The organism is Ligilactobacillus faecis, assembly GCF_029889745.1.
In the GTDB taxonomy this organism is placed as follows: domain Bacteria; phylum Bacillota; class Bacilli; order Lactobacillales; family Lactobacillaceae; genus Ligilactobacillus; species Ligilactobacillus faecis.
This window is the reverse complement of the sequence record NZ_CP123639.1, coordinates 286,661-306,180: the sequence shown is the minus strand read 5'-3', so window position 1 is coordinate 306,180 and position 19,520 is coordinate 286,661. Positions and strand designations below refer to the sequence as shown.

Genomic DNA, 19,520 nt, shown 5'->3' with positions numbered 1-19,520 from the left:
GGTGCGACACTCGGAATTGGAATGTTTATCGGTTGGGCATTAAGGAGGGACGACTAATGTTTAAAGGAATTTGGAATGCGTTAAATATCATTGGAGTGGCAAGTTTGATGATTGCTATCTTCGTGAGAATGTCTCAGGGGTATATGTTAACAACATTGATTTTGGTTGGTCTGCTAGTAGCTTATCTGCTTAGCGTGTGCATGATTAAGTTGTGCGAGATTGCAGACCTTATGAGGGATCGCAAATGGGACGACAACGACTAAGGTACTTAGGGCCTTTTGATCCGAGACATCTAGATGCTTTAGATTGGTATATTCAGGATAAACTAGGTGATCCGAGTGCTAAATGGTATGAGCATGAGCAACTCATACCTAAGTCTAATCCACATTACAAAGAGATCTTGAAATATCGTAAAAATTATGCGCATCACCGAAAATATGGGCGACAATCACGATCTGATAAAGGTATAAGCAAATTTAGCTGGTGGGTCGTAACGGACCACAGAACTCAAAAAAAGTATAAATTCAAAACGAATGCTGAAGTAGCTAATTTTATTGGTTGTAGCTTAAGTCATGTGCGGAAGGCAAAAACGCAACAACTTACGGTAGCTAGACGTTACACGATCGATACGATCGAATGAAAAAAGCCATCGCAACAAGCGACAGCCCTCCACAAATATCCGATGCTTAATTATAACATGGAGGGCCACACGATGGAAATTGACATGACAAAAGCTGAAGAATTTGTCAATTGGTTTGAAGGAATCGATGTAGATACGATTGCAACATCAGCTAATGTACGTAAATTTTTTAAGCAAGACTATCAGAGATTAATGCGTGTAGCTGGTGTTGGAAATAGCTTCATCAAATCACCAGTGATCACAGATGAACCTAAAGCGCCCTCTTTTGGTAATAATCTAGAAGAGCGGATCGTAAAGCGAGTTTATGCGAAAGAAACGCTAGAGCGAGTCGGTGAAGCCTTAAATACACTCAGAGATGAGAGTAAGAAAATATTAGTTAGTGTATATGTTGATGATCTCAATTCATGGGAAATATGCGAATTGTTGGGATGTGAGAAAGCTCAGTATCAACTCAAGAAACGCAAAGCTGAAAACGAATTTGCAGATGCTTTCGAGACATGTTGTCCATGGTGGAAAGATCTACACGAATATAAGTGAAAAAGTCTGAGAAATCAGGCTTTTTTATTTACAATGTAGAAACTTTTGTGTATACTTTATTTAGTTCTAAAGTATTGGAGGTTACTTAGAATGAATATAACACTAAAAAGATGGGGTAATTCCGCTGCTATCAGACTCCCCAAATCGTTATTGTCAAAAATCGGAGATGATATTGTTTCATTTAATGTTGAGACCAGCGGAAAAAACTTGTTGCTTAAACCAGTAGAAAAAACAGATGTTAAGAATCTAAGTGAGTTATTTGATGGCTTTGACACAGAAGCTTATCAAAAAGAAAATCACGGTAATCTTGAGCATGATTTGTCTGAAGCTTATGGTCGTGAATTCCTTTGAATATATTGCCCTTACTTGACCGTTTCTTTGTAAGGGCAATTATTAAAATAGTAAGGAGCATAGGCTTATGAGATTTAAGTTTAGACAGGGACAAGTTGTAAAAACGAATTTAAATCCTACCCGAGGACATGAACAAAAAGGTATGCGTCCTGTGTTGATTATTTCAAATAACGAATATAATCGCTTAACGGGGTTAGTGAAGGTCGTTCCAATCACAACTAAGTTGAAGGACTTTCCAATGCATCTGGATCTTCCAGAAAATCTAGATGTTGAAGGGCAAGTTTTATTGGAGCATGAGCGAACACTTGATTTAGTATCGAGAGGGTTTGAGTTGATCGATGAAGTTCCTAAAGAATTTCTGGATAAAGTATTGTCAATAATAAAAATGACATATTAAAAAGCTATTAGCATGTAATAAGGCTAATAGCTTGAGACGGTATACAGGATTAACCACCTTTAGTATACCGTCTTTTTTTGTTGCCGTAAACTAAAGCATGAAATAAAATCAGACCTTTATCAGACTTTTTGTATACAAATAACAGACAAAAATCAGACTAAAACCATAGAAACATCAGACCATAATCAGAGCAATATCATGCTATTATGATAGTGTTCCAGAAATGGGACATGAGTTAATTTACATTCTAATAAATCTGACAATGCTTAAAGCATGACGTGCTAGAACGTCACTAAATAAATCTAGCGTGTGGGCGCGTTAAGTCCTTGCCACGTAAATTCCGAGAGTGTGGCAAAATGGCTTAATCTAGTGAGCGGTACTTTCCCCATGCCGTGCTGGTGCAATTCCAGTTTGAGCCTTTGTTTATATCATAAGTCAGCTTAACCGCTGGCTTTTTTATTTTAGGAGGTATTCAATTATGGATGGACAAAAATTTCTAAATCTATGTATCGAGAAAATCTCTAAATACATGGGAGTAGCCAAAGAAAATGTTTTAGTTGTTTGGAGTTGTAAAGTGTTACAAAATAACAAAGCATTACTAGGTATTTCAGGATCTAACGCATATTATGAGCTTACCTATAACGGCGATAAAAAAGAATTGTACATGGATGTTTATTCTAAAGATAACAATGTAGCTTTTAAAAATATTGAGTAGTCAGCTTACCGGCTGGCTTTTTATTTTGCAGAAAGGGAGCAATATGAAGCAGACAAAAGATGCTGGTCTTGTGAGTTGTGGCTTGGAAGAGTATCTAATTAACAAACTTGGTCGTGAGACTAGCAATAAGAAAGACGAGAAGTAATTTACGTAAACTACAAATTAGGAGGTGGGTGATATGAAGTGAGTCGCATTGAAGATGCTGAAAAGGACTATTTAGCTGGAATGAAGTATAAGGACATTGCCGAAAAATACGGAGTATCACTTAATACTGTCAAATCTTGGAAAAGTCGCAATGGTTGGCAAAGGGATGCAACCAAGAAAAAGGGTGCACACAAAAAAGCAAAAAGGGTGCACACAAAAAAGAGCAAAGTTGCACAGGCAAGAAGCCCGGATGTGATCGATGAGCTAGTAGAAAATGATGAGCTAAAAGACCGTCAGAAAGCCTTTTGCTTGTATTACTTGCAACGATACAATGCTACTTGGGCGTATCAAAAAGCATATGGCGCTGACTATGGGACAGCGATGAGAGCAGGTTCAAGATTGTTGAGAAATGTAGAGATAAAAAAGCAACTCACAGAGTTAAAAAAACAGCAGTCTATGGACTTGTACACTGATGCAAATGATATTCTATTGAAGTACCTGCAACAGGCAACGGCAGACATTACAGACGTGCTAGAATTCAAGTCTGTCAAAAAACTTAAATGGTCTAAAGTTCACGATCCAGAAGGTGATTATGAAGATGATGCCGGCGCTTATCGTTTAGATCCGTGGATAGATCCACAGACAGGTAAGCAAGGTTACTATTACGAAACAATCATTGTTTTAAAGGATAGCAGTGAGATCGATACAGCAAATATCAAGAGCGTACGCATTGATAAAGGACAGCCAGTGGTCGAAATGTATGATAAACAGACTGCAATGCGTGAACTGTTGGATCGCTTGCCAGAACCAGATAATTCGCTCGCTGATGACGATGGCTTTATTAAGGCTATCGAACAAGCTATCCCGGGAATTTGGAATAATGCAGATGTAGAAGGAGTGGAAAGTAAAAAGAATGGCCAAGAAAAACGCACTAAGTAGATCATCTTTTAAGTTCACAACCTTTTCACGGAAGCAACTGATGGTTTTAACGTGGTGGAAAGTTCCATCCTTGCAAGACAAAGAAGTGCTTGTTTGTGATGGGTCAGTTCGTGCAGGTAAGACCGTGGTGATGTCATTGTCCTATGTTTTGTGGGCTATGAATAGTTTCAATGGTGAGCAATTCATTGTATCCGGTAAAACGATCGGATCGCTCCGACGCAATGTTATCAGACCATTAAAACGTATGCTCGAAGGTCGTGGCTACTCTGTAAAAGATAGTCGCTCAGAGAATATGCTCGTGATCCAAAAAGGCAACAAAGAGAACTATTTCTTTTTATTTGGTGGTAAGGATGAAGGATCACAGGATCTAGTGCAAGGGTTGACCGCTGGCGGCGCTTTCTTTGATGAAGTTGCACTTATGCCACAAAGTTTTGTTAATCAAGCGATCGCTCGTTGTTCAGTTGAGGGATCTAAGCTGTGGTTTAATTGTAACCCTGCAGGTCCGTATCATTACTTTAAGTTAGATTGGATAGATCAGTTAAGTGAGAAGAATGCGATCCGTATTCATTTCACGATGAAAGACAATCCATCCCTATCGCAGGCGATCATTGAACGTTATGAACGTATGTTTAGCGGTGTGTTTTATCAACGCTACATTCTTGGGCTTTGGGTCATGTCAGAAGGTGTTATCTATGACAACTTTGATAAGAACAGCATGGTAGTTCACGATCTGCCGGAGCATTTTGAAAAATACTATGTATCGTGCGATTACGGTACACAGAACCCAACTGTTTTTTTATTGTGGGGACGTAATCGAGGTACTTGGTATTTGATCAAAGAATACTATTATTCTGGGCGTACTAGTGCTAAGCAAAAAACTGATGAACAGTATTGTGAAGAGCTTAAAAAGTTTCTAGGGAAGATCCGTGCTCAGATCATTATTGATCCATCGGCGGCCTCTTTTATTGCAGTGTTGCGAGAAAACGGCTTTAAAGTCAAGAAAGCTAAAAATGATGTCGTTGATGGTATTCGAGTTACTCAAAGCGCAATGAATGAAGGTAAGATCCTATTTAGTGATACTTGCTCTAATTTATTTAAAGAGTTAGCAAGTTATATCTGGGATGAAAAGGCAGCTCAACATGGCGAAGACAGACCAGTCAAGGAACATGACCATGCTTGTGATGCTATGCGCTATTTTGTGTATATGGTGATCCACAAAAACTTTACTGCAAAAATTACAAGACGGCCTAATGTTCGAGGATTATAGAAAGAGGGTGGTTATGTGGCTGTTTCGATCGATAAGAACCTATTAGAAAATGTAAACGAGCCAAATATCAAAGCTATCAACTATGCGATCAAAGAGCTTCAGAAACGTCAAAAAAGGCTGGATAAGTTAGCCGACTATTACAATGGTAAGCAAGATGTCAATAATCATAAATTTGATAATTCTAAGGTGAAGTCAGCAAATATTATGATCAACCATGCTAAATATATCACTGATATGAATGTCGGTTTCATGACAGGCAACCCTGTTAAGTATACTGCTGATAAGGATAAAAGCATTGATGATGTACTTGATGTATTGAAGGATGCTGATATTCACAAGCATGATATCGAACTTGAAAAAGATCTATCTGTTTTTGGTTATGGCTATGAATTGCTGTATCTTAAAGAAACAGAACCAGAGGCGACAATAGATGAAGCGGGCAATGAAAAATTGACCCCGAACACTGAATTGAAAATCGAAGTCATTGATCCTCGTGCTGCGATCGTCGTTACTGATGACACCGTGGAACATGATCCATTATTTGCTGTCTTTGTGCAACCAAAGAAAGATCTTGATGGGCGCATGGATGGCTATAGTGTGACAGTGTACATGCCTAAGCGTGTAGTTGAATTTAGGACTAAAATGGCAATGGAGTTATCCGATACCGATACGATCGTTTATGATGGCGAAAATTTATTTAATGCTGTACCGTTGATAGAATATCGCAACAACGAGGAAAGGCAAGGAGATTTTGAACAACTTATTTCATTGATCGATGCGTATAACTTGCTACAAACTGATCGCATTTCGGATAAAGAAGCGTTTGTTGATGCTATCTTAGTTACATTTGGTTTTGGTCTAGCCGAAGACGATGATGATCTTAAAGCTCTAAAGAATGGTGTTTTGAATGCTCCATCCCGCGAAGACGGCGCAGATATCAGCTGGCTAACTAAGTCGTTTGATGAAACTCAGGTCAATTTGCTCAGTCAATCGATTGAGAACGATATCCATAAGATCTCATACGTACCGAACATGAACGATGAAAAATTCATGGGCAATGTGTCTGGTGAAGCTATGAAGTTCAAGCTTTTTGGCTTGGAAAATCTTTTATCGATCAAAAAGCGTTACTTCTTTGATGGGTTACGTCGTCGGCTCAATCTGATCCAAATGATCGTAAATATTAAGGGTGGTAATGACGATGTAAGTGGCTGTGGTATCGAGCTCACGCCAAACATTCCAGTCAATTTATCTGATGTTGTAAGTAATATCAAGAACGCTGACGGCATCATCCCACGTAAGATCACTTACGGCTGGCTACCACAAGTGGACGATCCGCAAGAGATCATTGATGAAATGGATCAACAAGATGCGAAAAACATCAAGAAGAATCAACAGGCCTTGCAACAAGATCCCGATCGCATAGAATGGAGTGATAGTCAAAATGATCAAAGTGAAGATGATAAAGAAAAACAACAAGACGACGATCACAGCAAGCGGACACGCTGAATATAGTTCATATGGCTCTGACATCGTCTGTGCGTCGTTTTCCACATTATTGACACATACGATCAATAATTGCACTAACGTTTCTGTAAGCGATAATGATGGAGTTTTAACGGCTATCTTTTCAGATGGTGAAAGCATTGAGAATAAAACGCTACTAAAAGCATTTGAAAATACAGTTGGTCAACTTGTTAGTCAATACGGTGATTACATCGCAATCACGTTCTAGGTGAGTCTATGAAAGGTGATAAGGATCAATTTAATTATTGGCAGTTGCGTGATCTGCAAGGTGAGCAGGACAATCAAGATGAAGCAATTGACAAATTAAACATTATCAATAGTGCTTATCAAAAAGCGCAAATATATTTAAGCGACGAGGTCAAAAAGATCTATCGTCGCTATTTTTATGCAGATATTTCGACTGATGAAATTGAAAGCATCATGTCTTCGCATATCTCTCCGTCCGAGCTAGTTACATTAAAAGCACTATCTAGCAATATTGCTGACAAAGACAGTAAAAAGGCAGTTGATGATTACTTGAGTAGATTAGCTGCTAAGAGTCGGATCACTAGGTTAGAAGAGATACAGGTTAAAGCCTATATTGTAGCTAGATCAGCTGGAGCAGTTGAGCTAGAGCAAAATGTTAAGCTGCATACAAATGTAATGGAACGCGCTTGGAAACAAGCAGAGAAGCAAGGTGTTGTGTATGACAAAGCTAGAGACTATAAGCTTGGAGACGACAACACTAAGCCGAAATTAGAGCAACAAAAAAATGAAGTTATCATCAAAGATCCTAAGACAGGTAAAGAACTTGCTAGTGTACCTATGAAGTTTGATGAGCCCAAAACAAAGCTCACAAAAATGCCAAATAGATATGTTGAGCGGGCCTTGAATAGTCGATGGAATGGTAGTAATTTCTCATCTCGTATCTGGGATAACACTGACAAACTTGCTGATCGCTTGAAAGAGTTATTTACAGTCAAAGAGCTCAGCAACATGTCAGAACGTGAGATGATCAAGCGTATCGATCAAGAATTTAATGTCGGCAAGTTCAATGCTAGTCGTTTGATCAGAACAGAAGTTAATTACTTTTACTCTAAAACCAAGCTCGACAATTGGAAAAGTAGAGGCGTCAAACAGTATCAGCTGATAGCTATCTTAGACAGTCGAACAAGTAAGATCTGTCGTAGTATCAACAAGAAGATCTTCAATGTTAAGGATGCAATTTTTGGCAAGAATATGCCACCGTTACATCCCTTTTGTCGTACTGTACCTGTGATTTATTTAGGTTTTTCTAAAGATATTATCAAAGATGACTATGATATGATCAAAGAACTTTTAGGCGAAGATATGCCTAGCAAAAAAGTATACGATAAGCTTAAAAGCGATGGGGGTAGTTACTGGAACAACTTAAACGTTGACATCAAAAGAAGACTAGATTTGAAAAAACATCCCGAAAAGGCGTTACCTAACTTAGAAAATATAGTATTTCCTGAAGCAAAATTTACAGGGTATTTATTTAGTCGAGAAAGTAAAAAAGGATGGAATAAAGGAAAAATAATCAAAGAAAAGCTAGGTTATGATATAGATAATTTTTCAGATTATATAAATGCCATAGAAAAAGCTACTAAATTATATCCATCGAAATTTAAAGGCAACAATGGTTTTGGAGATGTGTACGAACAAAAAATAATGTTATATAATAAAAATGGCATCCCAGTGAATGTTATTGTAGGTTGGATAATACCGAAAGATAATCTTAAACAAATAAGATTTACGAGTAGCTATATTAAGGAGGTTAAGAAAAATGAGTAAACTTATCCCACAGGAATATGATGAAGTTATTTTGAAAACAGGTGAAGAAGTTTGTTTAATGGATCAATTAGACGAAACTCATTTCCTTCCTGATTATGGCGTTGAAACACCTGAGCAAGAAGAAAAAACGATGGCGATGATACCAATTTCAATTGATGACATAGAAAAAGTAATTCGTAGACCTAAACGCGTTCGCTAATTGAGCGCGTTTTATTTTATCTTCCCGACCCGAGTAAGTCATAAAACTGCTTAAATTAAATATGTGTGTGGGCTTGTTGACGCACACTTTAAAAGTCGCTGTGTAGAAATATGGGGCGGCTTTTTTGGTGCAGTCATCTACAAGTGTGCATGGGTAGAAAGGATCACATTATGAAAAAAGAATTATTGCTGTTAGATCTGCAACGTTTTGCAGAGGGTGAATCAGTTGGAGAAGGTGATACACAAACACAGACGCAAGAAAGTGAAAAAGGTACTGAGACCCAATCAGAGCCGTTTAAAACTTTTGAAACCGAGTCAGAGATGGATTCGTTCTTTGATAAAAAGCTCTCTAAAGCATTAGAAACAGCTCGTTCTAACTGGCAAAAAGAACAAGAAGAGCAAGCTAAAACAGCCCAAGAGCGCAAAAACATGACCGAAGAACAAAAGCGTGAGTATGATCTCAAGCAACGCGAACAAGCGTTAAGCGATCGTGAAGCTGAGATCACAAAACGCGAAAACAAAAGCAAGCTAGCAAATCAGTTGATCCAAGATGGATTACCAGCCGGATTAGTTGATGTTTTCGGTGATGTACTTGCTGATGAAGATACAATGAATGCTAGTTATCAAAAGGTAAGTGAAGTTTTTAGAAATGCTGTACATGACGCAGTTGAAGCACGATTGGCTCAAGGTGCACGTACTCCTAAGAGTACACAAAATAGTATGTCATCTAAATCTGTAGGTGAGATGTTTGCTGAGAAGGCTAATAACGCTAATCAGTCTAAAAATGATCTTTGGAAATAGGAGGAAAAAGAATGTATACACAATTTCAAAGTGGGAAGCAAGTTAATTTTTTAGCTTCTGAAAAGTTTACTGCTTTTACTGAAACGATCAATAGTACTAACTACAACGTTCAAACTGATGATTTAGGGCGTAAATACGTGCCAGCAGGCACAGTTTATCCAACGAATGATGCTAAAGCGATCGGAATCACAGTTAACGACGTATATGTACTAAGTGATGGATCTAATCAAATGGTTGCTGTTATGCGTGAGGGTTGGGTCTTGAGTCAACGTTTAGATCCAGTGCCATCTGCCGAAGCGATCAAAGCAATGACAGCGATCCACTTTAAAGATTTAGAAGCAGAAGCTACAACAAAAGTTAATCAATAAACAGTTAGGAGAGAAAATAGTAGATGAAACATCAAGTAATTAATTTAGATCTACAACGCTTTGCAACGCCGATCCTTGATATGTTCAGTCAAAAGACGGTACTCGATTATACTCGTAACCGCCAATACCGTGACATGCTGGGTGATACCTTATTTCCAGCCGTCAAGGTTCCTACTTTAGAAGTAGATATTTTAAAAGCAGGTAGTCGTGTACCGACGATCGCTAATATTTCTGCCTTCGATACTGAAGCAGAGATCGGCAGTCGTGACGCAAAGAAAATGACCGCAGAACTTGCTTATGTAAAACGTAAGGTGCAACTCACGGAAGAAACGCTTATCAAGTTACAATCGCCACGTAACACGGCCGAAGAAAATTACTTAAAGCAATATGTCTTCAATGATATTGATGCGATGGTCCAAGCTGTGCTTGCTCGTGGGGAAAAGATGACAATGGAAATGTTTGCCACAGGTAAGATCACAGATAAGAAAAATGGTATTTCTATTGATTACAAAGTTCCAAAAGAACATCAAGTATCATTGACAGGAAATGCTGTTTGGGGCAGTGACAGCGCCTCTATCATCCAAAACCTGCAAGATTGGTCTGATGAATTAGATATCACACCGACACGAGCTCTAACCTCTAAGAAGGTATTACGGACATTAATGCGTAGTACCGAGATCAAAGAAGCGATCTTTGGTAAAGATACTGGGCGTGTTGTGGGACAATCGGACCTAGATCAATGGATGACAGCCCAAGGATTACCGATCATTCGTGCTTATGATGGTAAGTATCGTGAAGAAGATAGTAAGGGCCAAGTGAAGACGCAAAGATATTTCCCAGAAGATCGTATCGTTCTCTTTAATGATGAAGTACCTGGTCAAAAGATCTATGGCCCAACACCAGAAGAAAATCGCTTAGTTTCAAGCAATGCACAAGTATCTAAAGTTGGCAATGTTATGGCTAAAGTTTACGAGACGGGTGAAGATCCGATCGGAACTTGGGTATTAGCAGCTGCAACTATGCTTCCATCGTTTGCCAGCGCTGATGATGTATTTCAGGCGAAGGTTCTTTAATTTTGGAGGGATTAAATGTGGATCAACAAATACTTACGATGGCTACCGCCTTAGGTACAAGACTGAATAATAGTGATGAAGCTTTAATGATCGATCTGATCGAAGAGGCGGTCGCTTTAGTCCTTGATTATACTGGTCAAAAGAAATTAGTTGGTAACCTTACCGTCTATGTAAAACGCTTGGCAATCGTCAACTACAATCGTCTAGGCTTAGAGGGCGAGACACAACGCTCTGAAGGTGGCGTCACTAACTATCTTGAGACGGGAATTCCTAAAGATATTCGACAAGGATTGAATCAGTATCGGATCGCTAAGGTGACTAAACTATGAGATTAAAAGAAAGCGACTTAACAACAGTTTATCTAAAAGAGCCTCTAAACACTCAGGACGATGAAGGTTACAATGTCAAAGGCTGGGGTGATCCTAAAGAAATTAGAATGAATGTTCAATCTGCAGGTGGAGCGGTCAACACTCAACTTTATGGCAAGGATATCAAGTATATCAAGGCGTGCAAATATCAAGGTACGGAACTTAGCGAAAGTCGTGGCGAAGGTTTTGGTATTTGCCTATATGTTGACAAGAGTGAAGATCCTGACTATAAGATCACAGCTATTCAAGAATTTTCAACCCACAAAAATATCACATTAGAGCGTATTAAAAGGGATGATGATCATGCTCGAAGTTGAGATCCATGGTTTAGATAAACTCAAAACAAAGTTAAATAAGTTACCAGATGTTCTAGCCAAAGCTACAATGAATGGTCAAGAAGACGCGATCGAACAAGCAGAGGCTTATGCAGTTGATGAATTGCAATCAAGTATCAAATATTCCCAAGGGGAGCTTGCTAGAAGCTTTAAGCATGAAGTTAGACAAGATGGCGATGATCTAGTTGCGCGTTGGTGGAATTCATCTATGGTTGCTATTTTCCGTGAATTTGGGACTGGTAAAGTTGGTGAAAATTCGCCTAAAAAATTACCACCAAATATTGCGATTACGTACCGACAAACGCCATGGTATATCCCAGTCGAAGAAGTTGATATCGATCTAAACAAGATTTATGGTATGCCAAAGATCAAGATCAAAGGGAAATACTTCTATCGAACAACAGGACAGCCTGCACGTCAATTTATGACGCCGGCAATGGATCGTCTTGCTAAAGAAGCGCCTGACATCATAAAAATGCGTGTAGAACAAGAATTTAGAGACAAATTAGGTGATTAGATGGAAATTTATAATGTTAAAGCGCTGGTTTTTAAGACCTTGAAAGCTATGTCAGAATTAAAAGTGGTCTCACCAAATTATCCAGATAACTTTACAAAATTTCCGACAGCGATCTATAAAACATCTCAATCATCGTATATTCGGAATAATAAACAACAAGAGACTGACACTGAATGGCAGATCACTATCGATCTGTACAGTGATAAAGGATCATTGACCAAGATAAAAGATGAGCTCATTGCTAAGTTTTCAGCAATGGGCTTTTCTAATAGTGTTGGTGATCAAGATTTGAATGGAGTAACTCGAGTGCTGATCGTATTTAGCGGTGTTGTTGATAATACGAGCGGACGAGTTTATCAGAAAGGATGATAACAGTGAAAAAAGTAAAAATTTATAGTGACGTTTTGGCGTTAGATCTACAACGCTTTGCAGTCGATAATACGGAAGGGCTTGTCGGAACAGGTACTAAGCTTGAACGATCGTCTGACGGTACAACTTGGGAAGAATTTGCAGACATTAAGACGATTCCTGAATTAGGCGGTGACACTGAAAAAGTTGACGTTACAACTTTAGCTGACGATCGACGCAAGCAAGTTGAAGGGATTCAAAATGCTTCTAACGTACAGTTCCAAGTTGTTTACAAAGGACCAAGCTTTAAAAAGGCTTTAGCTGAAGCCGGCGATCGTAAACAATACCAATGGAAAGTTACCTATCCAGATGGAATGACTGCCACAATGCGAGGCTCTTACAACATTAAGTTTGGATCTGTCGCCGTTAACGGGGCTTTAGGTTACACTATCACGATCACAGTATCCGATGGTCCACACTTCACGGCAGCAACACAAGGTGCATCTCACTAACATTTAAGTAGATGTAGGTTCGAGTCCTGCATCTATTTCTTAGTAAAAATTAGATTAAGGAGTTTTATATATGGCAACATCAATTAAAAAAGCAACTAAAAAAATGCAATTTGGGGATCTTGAATTAAGCTTACGTCTAGGCGGACGTGAAGTCTTTAATGCTGAAAAGCGCTTAGGTAAATCAATGCTCTCTTTATTCATGGATAGTCAGGGCGGAAACAAATTACCGCCTGTAAATGAGATTTTGATCGTACTTCAAAGTGCCAACCAAACTGCAGGCGTTACTGATAAAAAGATCGTAGAAGCTTTTGAAAAATATTTAGATCAAGGGCATACTACGATGGAATTATTTAGTGAGTTGATGGAATTGCTAGAATCGTCTGGTTTTTTCGGGAAAAAGACGGGCAAGAATTCGAAGACAGATACGGAATCGGTGTCGCTCGAAGCAGAAGAACCAGCCGAAGACGCACTTCTATAAAAAACGAAGAGAATGGCTTAACTACTGTCTCTCAATTTTTTGAAGAATTATACCCGGTCGCAGTTGAAGCTGGGATCGATGCTGATCGCTTTTGGGAAATGGATCTATTAGAGATCATGACTCAGATCGAAGCTAATAATAAGCGACGTTTAGAAGAATGGCGAGCTAAGGCGTATATGGATCATAGATTAAGTGAATTAATGGCTGTTGCGGTCAATGATCCAGCTAAACTTCCAAAAGTTGAAGAAGCTTATCCATTTGTGAAAGAAGAACATGCTGATCAAAAATTAGCAACCAAAGAAGCTGAGTGGAAAAAAGATCAGGCTTTATTTATGCAACAGGCACAACGGATCAAACAATTTAATGCAGATAAAGCGGGAGGAGGTGTGAAGAGTGAATCTTGAAGAACTTGAGTTAAGATTTAAAGCTAACTATGGCGATGTTATTCAAAAGATGGACGAGTTTGTTGCGTTGGTCGGACAAAAAACTGGCGATTTACAAATGAAGACCCAAGGTAATTTGAATCGGATCCGGCAAGCGCTTGGTGAAACTTTGGCTAAATCATCAGAAGCAGCTAAAGAGGAAGTCCAAAAACGTGGTGAAGCTGAAAATGATAAACAAAAAGCGATCCAAAAAACGATCGAGGTACAGGACAAAGCAACAGAGAAGATCCTTGAAAGTAATAGGACGCAAGCTGAAAGTTCAAGGGATGCTGTTAATGCTTCGGAAAAAGGACTGGATAGTTTAACAGCAAGATTGCAAGAAGCATCAAATATGCAACAACGCATCGCTAATCAAACCAAAATAGCCCGTGAAAGTGTTGGTGACATTCCTAAACCTAAATCAGATAGCAAGAGAGTGGCTAATAGCCAGACAACGCCTAAAGTACAGACCGAAGAAGAAAAATTACGTCCTTACATGCCTAAACGTGAAGTTGATTTTGGAATCGATGATGAGATCCAAAAAGAAGCTATTAGAGCTAAAAAGGAAGTTGATGAATTAGTCTCCCATATTGAACAAAAAATGGAACAGGCTCGTTCGATGCAACGAAAGATCCAAGCCTTAACAGCTAGCAAAGACGATCTTGACATGAGTAAACAAGGAAGCCAAGTTAAGGCTTTAAAATTAGATAATCAGATCGCTGATGCTCAAGTTAAGATGGAAAGATTCCAAAACCAAGCTAAAGCTCTTGCACAACAAATGAAGCAGGAGTTTGCTACAATTCCGACATCTCTAGAAAAAATTGCAGATGAAATGGATCGAAATGAAGCACAGATCGAAAAGGTTAGACGATCTATCGCAAAGTTGCGCCAAACTGATGAGATGATGGGACGATCCTCAAGTAAAAATACTAATTTAAAAGCTGCAGAAAAAGAATATACGCAACTGCTCGCTCGAAATAATGAGTTATCAAAAGCGTATAGTTACGTAAGCGCTAGAGGAGAAGAACTCAAGTCCGTTACTTCAAAAGTCAATACAGAGCTGGCTAAAGAAGGTAACACAGCAACTACGACAAGCTCTAAATTTAATCGCCTGAAGAATACTATTTCAGGGCTCTCATCATCGTTTAAACGTATCGGAAATGATGGTGGTTCTTCGATGCGCAAAGCCAGTTCAAGTGCTTCGTTACTAGGAGAACGACTAAAAGGCGTCAAAATGGCAATGGGCATGTTAGCCAGTCAGTTGATCGTATTTACTTTGTTGTATCAAGGGATCATGATGCTTGCCCAAGGAATGGGTGCAGCGCTTATGACAAATAAGCAATTTGCAAGTAGTTTTAATGCGATCAAAGTCAATCTATTGACAGCTTTTTATCCGATCTATAGTTATGTTTTACCTGCAGTCAATGCTTTTATGAGCGCCTTACAACGTGCTACTGGGTGGATCGCACAATTTACGTCTGCTTTAACAGGGATGAGTTTATCAAATGCTCGAAGTGGTGCTAAAGGCCTGTATGAACAAGTACAAGCAATGAATGATACTTCAAAGGCGGCAAATAAGGCTAGTGACGCAGTGAAAAAACAGCAAGCAGAGCAGGCCAAAGCTGTGCGAAGAGCTAACCAACAGATCGCACAAGCTAACCGTGAAGGTGCAGCTGCAGTTGCATCTGAAAATGAAAAGATCAAAGCCGCTAATGAACAAGCGAAAAAGGCTTTCGAAGATACTAAAAAAGCAAACGAAGAACTCCAAGCTTCACTTATGGGGTTTGATGAATTAAATGTCCTTGATAATAACAAAGCGAAAGATAACAGTAAATTTGAAGCTCAACCGCTCGAAAAATTTACCCCACAGCAAAAGCAAGATACACCTATTTTTGACGATCCAGCACAAGACGATACTTCATTAGACAGTGATAAACCTAGCATTGATTGGAATGTCCCACTTGAAGGGTACCAAAGCGCGATCGATGCAGTCGATAAGATTAAAAAAGTTTTAGGCGAGATCTTTGACCCGATGAAAAAAGCTTGGGATGAAAAAGGTCAAGCTGTGATCGATGCTGCTAAGTATTCGTGGGCTGAGATCAAGCGTTTATTAGGTGATGTCGGTAACTCATTCATGCATGTTTGGGATAACGGGACCGGGCAAAGAGTCGTTGAGAATTTGCTTCAGTTATTGGCGGACATGCTTAACATCGTTGGCGATATTGCTAGAGCATTTGCAAATGCATGGGAACAAGGTGATCGTGGCACAAGATTTATTCAATCTATTTTTGATTCATTGAATAGAGTCCTTGAGTTGATACATCATATAGCTACATCGTTTAGAGAAGCGTGGAATGATGGTACAGGCGAACGGATCGCAGCACATTTGATCGAATTATTTACTGGTATTTCAAACACTATTGGTAATTTAGCGGGACAGTTCGACAAAGCTTGGCAACACGGTAATGTTGGTACATCGATCTTTAAGACTATTTTGGGTATGGTTGATGATATGCTTGGGGCTTTGAGTGATATGGCTAACTATACAGCCAACTGGACCAAAAAACTTGATTTTACCCCACTGTTACAATCGATCGATAACTTGCTTAAATCTATCCGACCAGTCACAAAAGATGTCTGGGACGGCATTGAGTGGGCCTATAAGAATGTATTATTGCCACTGGCCAAGTTTGCGATCACCGACTTGATTCCCGAGTTCTTTAACTTACTAGCGGCAGCTCTTAAGGTAGTTCATAGTGTCGTTAAAGCCGCTAAGCCTGTTTTAGGTTGGCTCTTCGATGATTTCATAAAACCACTTGCCAAAGTGGCAGGTTTTGTGATCATCGAGTCTTTAAAATTATTGACTAAAGCATTAGAAGGGCTATCTGATTGGGTCGATAAACATCAGACGGCTGTTAAGGTGATGACAGGAACGTTGCTTACTTTATTCGGGATAAAGATAGCAGGTAGTGTTATTTCTGGTATCAAAAACTTTATCGATACTATTAAAATATTAACAATGCTCAAGTTTGATAAGTTAAAAGCCGGGGCAAAATATGCTGATGATCTTTTAGGCGTTGTGATTGATTTCGGTAAGCATCCGATTACAAAAATCAAAGAACTTACTAAGCTAACGTTCGATAATATAAAAACAGGTTACACCAATGCTAAGAACCTATGGGGAGAAGTTAATAAGAGTTGGCAAAATAGTAATCTTGCCAAAACTGACTTCCTTAAGTCCGTACGCTCGTCCATTAAATCTGGTGAGCCTATGAAGCTAGGGCAAAAGCTGGGGACGGGACTATCTGGAGCGATGATAGCTGTAACTTCCGGAATTGATATCTATAAAGGTATCAAGGCTAAAAATAAAGAAGATAAATTTCAAAACTTTGGTTCAGGTATCGGTGGTGCTATTGGTGGTGGTATCGGACTTTATTTCGGTGGACCTTTAGGAGCCGCCATTGGTCAACAAATTGGATCTTTTATCGGTAAATGGGGCGGTATTGGCGCTTCTAAGTTTGGTGATGGATGGTCTAAGTACGGTAAAGGTAAAAAGCCTAAAGATTGGGTTGAAGCTATTGGCTTTAAGTCTCATGAGATCTTAGATAACTTTACCTCTTGGGCTAAATCAGTTGGTAAGGATATCAATACCAACATCACCAAAGGAAAGAAGGAAGTTCAGAAAGCTAGTTCTAACCTTGGTAAGTGGTCTACCGATTTTATTTCAGGTACTAAGAAAACTTTGTCTAAGTGGGCTTCTGATATTGGTTCTAATATCAATAAAGATGTAGATAAAGGCAAGAAATTTGCAACTTCTGCTGGTGACAAGATCAAGTCTTGGACCACAGGTTTTATTACTGATGCCAAAAAGAAAATTCATGATTGGTCATCTTCGATCGGTGGAAATGTAAATAACAGTGTTGAAACAGGTAAGCATCTAGCTCAAAATGCAGGTTCCAAGCTCAAAAGCTGGACGACCGATTTTAGAGATTCTGCTAGTGGTCTTGTAAGATCTTGGGCCGAAAGATTGGGCGATCATATCAACAACGGCTCTGAATCTTCAAGATCAAATTCCACTAATGCTGGTAGAAAATTATCAGAATGGACAAGAAGTTTCTTCAGTGATGCTAATAGTAGCATTTCAGGCTGGGCTGGTGGTCTAGGTGGTCACGTCGATCGTGGCATGGGTAATGCATATAGCTCAGCCATTAATGCAGGTAAACGATTAGGTAGCTGGGTCTCTGATTTTAGACATAATACTGCTAGAACATTGAGCGATTGGGCTGGCGGCTTAGGCGATACAATCGGCGGTGGGATCACTAAAGGGTTGCAAAGTATCAAAAGTGCTGTTGGAAAAGTCGTTGATGCTATTGTAACTCCGGTAAAGAATGCTACAGGTAAGATCAAAGATGGTATCGATTGGGTCTTGAACAAATTAGGAGGTGGATCACTTAATTGGGGCTTCTTTAACTGGAACTCTTACGAAACTGGGACAGAAAATCACCCCGGTGGTTTGGCTCTAGTCAATGATCAAGTTGGTGATATCTACCGCGAAAGTTACGAGTTGCCAAATGGTGAGCAAGGCCTATTTCCAGCACAGCGCAACTTTTTAACTTACTTGCCAGCTGGCACCAAAGTTAAAACTGCCACAAGCACAGCTAATGAGCTATCTAGTATGGTTCCTAAGTATGCTGGTGGGATCGGTAGCTTTAATTTTGATTTTAGCGGAATATCTAGAGCGCTTAGTGGGCTTAACTTCAGTGGACTAGGAAATATTTTTAGCGGTGTTAGTAGCTTCGTTGGCGGTGTGATCGATGAATTAGAAAACGTTATGGATGATATTGCTCATCCGGGTAAACTAGTTGATTATATCGTCAATAAATTTGTTACTTATGACTGGGGCTTAGGCGAAGCTTCATTGAAATTCGCTAAAGGAGCAGTCAACGAGGAAAAGAAAGGTATGATGAACTGGGCTAAAGATGTTATCCAAAAGTTTGGAGGTTCAACTCATCAAAGTGGCCCGGGAGCGGAAGGTTGGCGTGGAGCTGTAAAAAAGGCTTTACGAGAAAATGGTTTACCAACGACTTCGGCTTATGTAGATGCTTGGGTTCGTCAGATCAATACTGAATCTGGTGGTAATGAACGGGCTATTGGTGGTGATGATGGTTTAGCTGAAGGAAATGCAACAGGTCTCTTACAGACTAAACCGGGTACATTTAGAGCCTACGCTTTTCCGGGACATGGCGACATCATGAAAGGTTACGATAATATGTTAGCAGCTATTAATTACGCTAAGCATCGCTATGGCTCTGATATGTTAGCTGTGATCGGACATGGTCATGGATATGAGAATGGCGGACTTATCAATAAACACGGTTTCTATGAAATCGGTGAAGGAAATAAACCTGAGATGGTCGTGCCTTTGAGTGATCGTGAATTGGGAATGCAACGGATCAATGAGGCAATAACGTTCATGAACCGTAATTTTGGTGGTGGTTTACAGATGCCATCATCAATAACTACGGGAAGTTCGCTTGGTAGCAGTATTTTTGATGGATCAGACTCTTCAACTAATGAAAAGCAAGTCAGCGGAGGCCTTAGTGAGTTAGCTACAAACTTAGTCAATGCTATTTTGCAAGGCTTGCAAATGCAACAAGCTGGCCAGACCAATGCACAATCTACCGATTTAAACGTTCATGTTCAAATTGGAGATGAATCTTTTGGAACGCACGCTATTAAAGGTATAAATGCTATCAATCAACGTAATGGCAAAAATATGTTGATCTTATAAG

Annotated in this window: 23 protein-coding genes; all 23 read left to right on the top strand. The window is 39.4% G+C overall.

Annotation, left to right across the window (positions count from 1 at the left end; all coding sequences use genetic code 11):
• Window positions 1-56 precede the first annotated feature (56 nt).
• The 23 genes from QFX10_RS01570 to QFX10_RS01460 all read left to right on the top strand — a co-directional run bounded on the left by QFX10_RS01570 (window position 57) and on the right by QFX10_RS01460 (window position 19,519).
• The gene (locus QFX10_RS01570) at window positions 57-263 is read left to right on the top strand and encodes a hypothetical protein (protein WP_280606501.1); all 207 of its coding nucleotides are present in this window, start codon (window positions 57-59) and stop codon (window positions 261-263) included.
• Complete coding sequence (locus QFX10_RS01565; protein WP_280606500.1) at window positions 245-640, top strand: hypothetical protein; 396 nt, start codon at window positions 245-247, stop codon at window positions 638-640. The genes QFX10_RS01570 and QFX10_RS01565 overlap by 19 nt, the downstream gene beginning before the upstream one ends.
• 72 nt (window positions 641-712) lie before the next feature.
• Entirely contained in the window at window positions 713-1,177 is a 465-nt protein-coding gene (locus QFX10_RS01560; RefSeq protein ID WP_280606499.1) for an ArpU family phage packaging/lysis transcriptional regulator, read from the top strand.
• A 90-nt stretch (window positions 1,178-1,267) separates the two neighbouring features.
• The gene (locus QFX10_RS01555; protein ID WP_280606498.1) at window positions 1,268-1,528 is read left to right on the top strand and encodes an AbrB/MazE/SpoVT family DNA-binding domain-containing protein; all 261 of its coding nucleotides are present in this window, start codon (window positions 1,268-1,270) and stop codon (window positions 1,526-1,528) included.
• A 67-nt stretch (window positions 1,529-1,595) separates the two neighbouring features.
• Window positions 1,596-1,925, top strand: coding sequence for a type II toxin-antitoxin system PemK/MazF family toxin (locus QFX10_RS01550; protein WP_280606497.1), 330 nt, complete (start codon window positions 1,596-1,598; stop codon window positions 1,923-1,925).
• Between the two features lie 478 nt (window positions 1,926-2,403).
• The gene (locus QFX10_RS01545; RefSeq protein WP_280606496.1) at window positions 2,404-2,640 is read left to right on the top strand and encodes a DUF6275 family protein; all 237 of its coding nucleotides are present in this window, start codon (window positions 2,404-2,406) and stop codon (window positions 2,638-2,640) included.
• 183 nt (window positions 2,641-2,823) lie between these two features.
• Complete coding sequence (locus QFX10_RS01540) at window positions 2,824-3,723, top strand: terminase small subunit (protein ID WP_280606495.1); 900 nt, start codon at window positions 2,824-2,826, stop codon at window positions 3,721-3,723.
• Complete coding sequence (locus QFX10_RS01535; RefSeq protein WP_280606494.1) at window positions 3,698-4,990, top strand: PBSX family phage terminase large subunit; 1,293 nt, start codon at window positions 3,698-3,700, stop codon at window positions 4,988-4,990. The genes QFX10_RS01540 and QFX10_RS01535 overlap by 26 nt, the downstream gene beginning before the upstream one ends.
• A gap of 15 nt (window positions 4,991-5,005) precedes the next feature.
• On the top strand, window positions 5,006-6,496 hold the full coding sequence (locus tag QFX10_RS01530; RefSeq protein ID WP_280606493.1) for a phage portal protein: 1,491 nt from the start codon (window positions 5,006-5,008) through the stop codon (window positions 6,494-6,496).
• Window positions 6,447-6,722: a ribosomal-processing cysteine protease Prp gene (locus QFX10_RS01525; RefSeq protein ID WP_280606492.1), complete on the top strand. Its 276-nt coding sequence runs from the start codon at window positions 6,447-6,449 to the stop codon at window positions 6,720-6,722. The genes QFX10_RS01530 and QFX10_RS01525 overlap by 50 nt, the downstream gene beginning before the upstream one ends.
• 8 nt (window positions 6,723-6,730) lie before the next feature.
• A complete protein-coding gene (locus QFX10_RS01520) occupies window positions 6,731-8,308 on the top strand; it encodes a minor capsid protein (RefSeq protein WP_280606491.1) in 1,578 nt (525 codons plus the stop codon).
• Entirely contained in the window at window positions 8,301-8,507 is a 207-nt protein-coding gene (locus tag QFX10_RS01515) for a hypothetical protein (RefSeq protein ID WP_280606490.1), read from the top strand. Before QFX10_RS01520 ends, QFX10_RS01515 begins: the two co-directional genes overlap by 8 nt.
• A gap of 170 nt (window positions 8,508-8,677) precedes the next feature.
• Window positions 8,678-9,307 carry a DUF4355 domain-containing protein gene (locus QFX10_RS01510; protein WP_280606489.1) on the top strand — a complete coding sequence of 210 codons (630 nt, stop codon included), beginning with the start codon at window positions 8,678-8,680 and terminating at the stop codon, window positions 9,305-9,307.
• 11 nt (window positions 9,308-9,318) lie between these two features.
• Window positions 9,319-9,675 carry a hypothetical protein gene (locus QFX10_RS01505; RefSeq protein WP_280606488.1) on the top strand — a complete coding sequence of 119 codons (357 nt, stop codon included), beginning with the start codon at window positions 9,319-9,321 and terminating at the stop codon, window positions 9,673-9,675.
• A gap of 23 nt (window positions 9,676-9,698) precedes the next feature.
• Window positions 9,699-10,748 (top strand): major capsid protein, encoded by a 1,050-nt coding sequence (locus tag QFX10_RS01500; RefSeq protein ID WP_280606487.1) that lies wholly within the window; start codon window positions 9,699-9,701, stop codon window positions 10,746-10,748.
• Between the two features lie 17 nt (window positions 10,749-10,765).
• Window positions 10,766-11,077, top strand: coding sequence for a phage head-tail connector protein (locus QFX10_RS01495; RefSeq protein ID WP_367617606.1), 312 nt, complete (start codon window positions 10,766-10,768; stop codon window positions 11,075-11,077).
• Window positions 11,074-11,433, top strand: a complete 360-nt coding sequence (locus QFX10_RS01490) for a hypothetical protein (protein ID WP_280606486.1) — start codon at window positions 11,074-11,076, stop codon at window positions 11,431-11,433. Before QFX10_RS01495 ends, QFX10_RS01490 begins: the two co-directional genes overlap by 4 nt.
• Window positions 11,420-11,968, top strand: coding sequence for an HK97-gp10 family putative phage morphogenesis protein (locus tag QFX10_RS01485; RefSeq protein WP_280606485.1), 549 nt, complete (start codon window positions 11,420-11,422; stop codon window positions 11,966-11,968). Before QFX10_RS01490 ends, QFX10_RS01485 begins: the two co-directional genes overlap by 14 nt.
• Window positions 11,969-12,337: a hypothetical protein gene (locus tag QFX10_RS01480; protein ID WP_280606484.1), complete on the top strand. Its 369-nt coding sequence runs from the start codon at window positions 11,969-11,971 to the stop codon at window positions 12,335-12,337. It abuts the gene before it with no gap.
• 5 nt (window positions 12,338-12,342) lie between these two features.
• Window positions 12,343-12,828, top strand: a complete 486-nt coding sequence (locus QFX10_RS01475) for a phage tail tube protein (protein WP_280606483.1) — start codon at window positions 12,343-12,345, stop codon at window positions 12,826-12,828.
• Window positions 12,829-12,898: 70 nt separating this feature from the next.
• The gene (locus QFX10_RS01470) at window positions 12,899-13,306 is read left to right on the top strand and encodes a DUF6096 family protein (protein ID WP_280606482.1); all 408 of its coding nucleotides are present in this window, start codon (window positions 12,899-12,901) and stop codon (window positions 13,304-13,306) included.
• Window positions 13,307-13,404: 98 nt separating this feature from the next.
• Window positions 13,405-13,710, top strand: coding sequence for a hypothetical protein (locus QFX10_RS01465; protein WP_280606481.1), 306 nt, complete (start codon window positions 13,405-13,407; stop codon window positions 13,708-13,710).
• Window positions 13,700-19,519 carry a lytic transglycosylase gene (locus tag QFX10_RS01460; protein WP_280606480.1) on the top strand — a complete coding sequence of 1,940 codons (5,820 nt, stop codon included), beginning with the start codon at window positions 13,700-13,702 and terminating at the stop codon, window positions 19,517-19,519. Before QFX10_RS01465 ends, QFX10_RS01460 begins: the two co-directional genes overlap by 11 nt.
• Window position 19,520 lies beyond the last annotated feature (1 nt).

Excerpts from the sequence above, each read along its gene's own strand:
- QFX10_RS01485 (WP_280606485.1), top strand. The coding sequence starts at position 11,420 with ATGCTCGAAGTTGAGATCCATGGTTTAGATAAACTCAAAACAAAGTTA.
- QFX10_RS01515 (WP_280606490.1), top strand. The coding sequence starts at position 8,301 with ATGAGTAAACTTATCCCACAGGAATATGATGAAGTTATTTTGAAAACA.
- QFX10_RS01510 (WP_280606489.1), top strand. The coding sequence starts at position 8,678 with ATGAAAAAAGAATTATTGCTGTTAGATCTGCAACGTTTTGCAGAGGGT.
- QFX10_RS01570 (WP_280606501.1), top strand. The coding sequence starts at position 57 with ATGTTTAAAGGAATTTGGAATGCGTTAAATATCATTGGAGTGGCAAGT.
- QFX10_RS01560 (WP_280606499.1), top strand. The coding sequence starts at position 713 with ATGGAAATTGACATGACAAAAGCTGAAGAATTTGTCAATTGGTTTGAA.
- QFX10_RS01545 (WP_280606496.1), top strand. The coding sequence starts at position 2,404 with ATGGATGGACAAAAATTTCTAAATCTATGTATCGAGAAAATCTCTAAA.
- QFX10_RS01555 (WP_280606498.1), top strand. The coding sequence starts at position 1,268 with ATGAATATAACACTAAAAAGATGGGGTAATTCCGCTGCTATCAGACTC.
- QFX10_RS01465 (WP_280606481.1), top strand. The coding sequence starts at position 13,405 with ATGGATCTATTAGAGATCATGACTCAGATCGAAGCTAATAATAAGCGA.
- QFX10_RS01535 (WP_280606494.1), top strand. The coding sequence starts at position 3,698 with ATGGCCAAGAAAAACGCACTAAGTAGATCATCTTTTAAGTTCACAACC.
- QFX10_RS01500 (WP_280606487.1), top strand. The coding sequence starts at position 9,699 with ATGAAACATCAAGTAATTAATTTAGATCTACAACGCTTTGCAACGCCG.
- QFX10_RS01565 (WP_280606500.1), top strand. The coding sequence starts at position 245 with ATGGGACGACAACGACTAAGGTACTTAGGGCCTTTTGATCCGAGACAT.
- QFX10_RS01480 (WP_280606484.1), top strand. The coding sequence starts at position 11,969 with ATGGAAATTTATAATGTTAAAGCGCTGGTTTTTAAGACCTTGAAAGCT.
- QFX10_RS01505 (WP_280606488.1), top strand. The coding sequence starts at position 9,319 with ATGTATACACAATTTCAAAGTGGGAAGCAAGTTAATTTTTTAGCTTCT.
- QFX10_RS01470 (WP_280606482.1), top strand. The coding sequence starts at position 12,899 with ATGGCAACATCAATTAAAAAAGCAACTAAAAAAATGCAATTTGGGGAT.
- QFX10_RS01525 (WP_280606492.1), top strand. The coding sequence starts at position 6,447 with ATGATAAAGAAAAACAACAAGACGACGATCACAGCAAGCGGACACGCT.
- QFX10_RS01550 (WP_280606497.1), top strand. The coding sequence starts at position 1,596 with ATGAGATTTAAGTTTAGACAGGGACAAGTTGTAAAAACGAATTTAAAT.
- QFX10_RS01520 (WP_280606491.1), top strand. The coding sequence starts at position 6,731 with ATGAAAGGTGATAAGGATCAATTTAATTATTGGCAGTTGCGTGATCTG.
- QFX10_RS01490 (WP_280606486.1), top strand. The coding sequence starts at position 11,074 with ATGAGATTAAAAGAAAGCGACTTAACAACAGTTTATCTAAAAGAGCCT.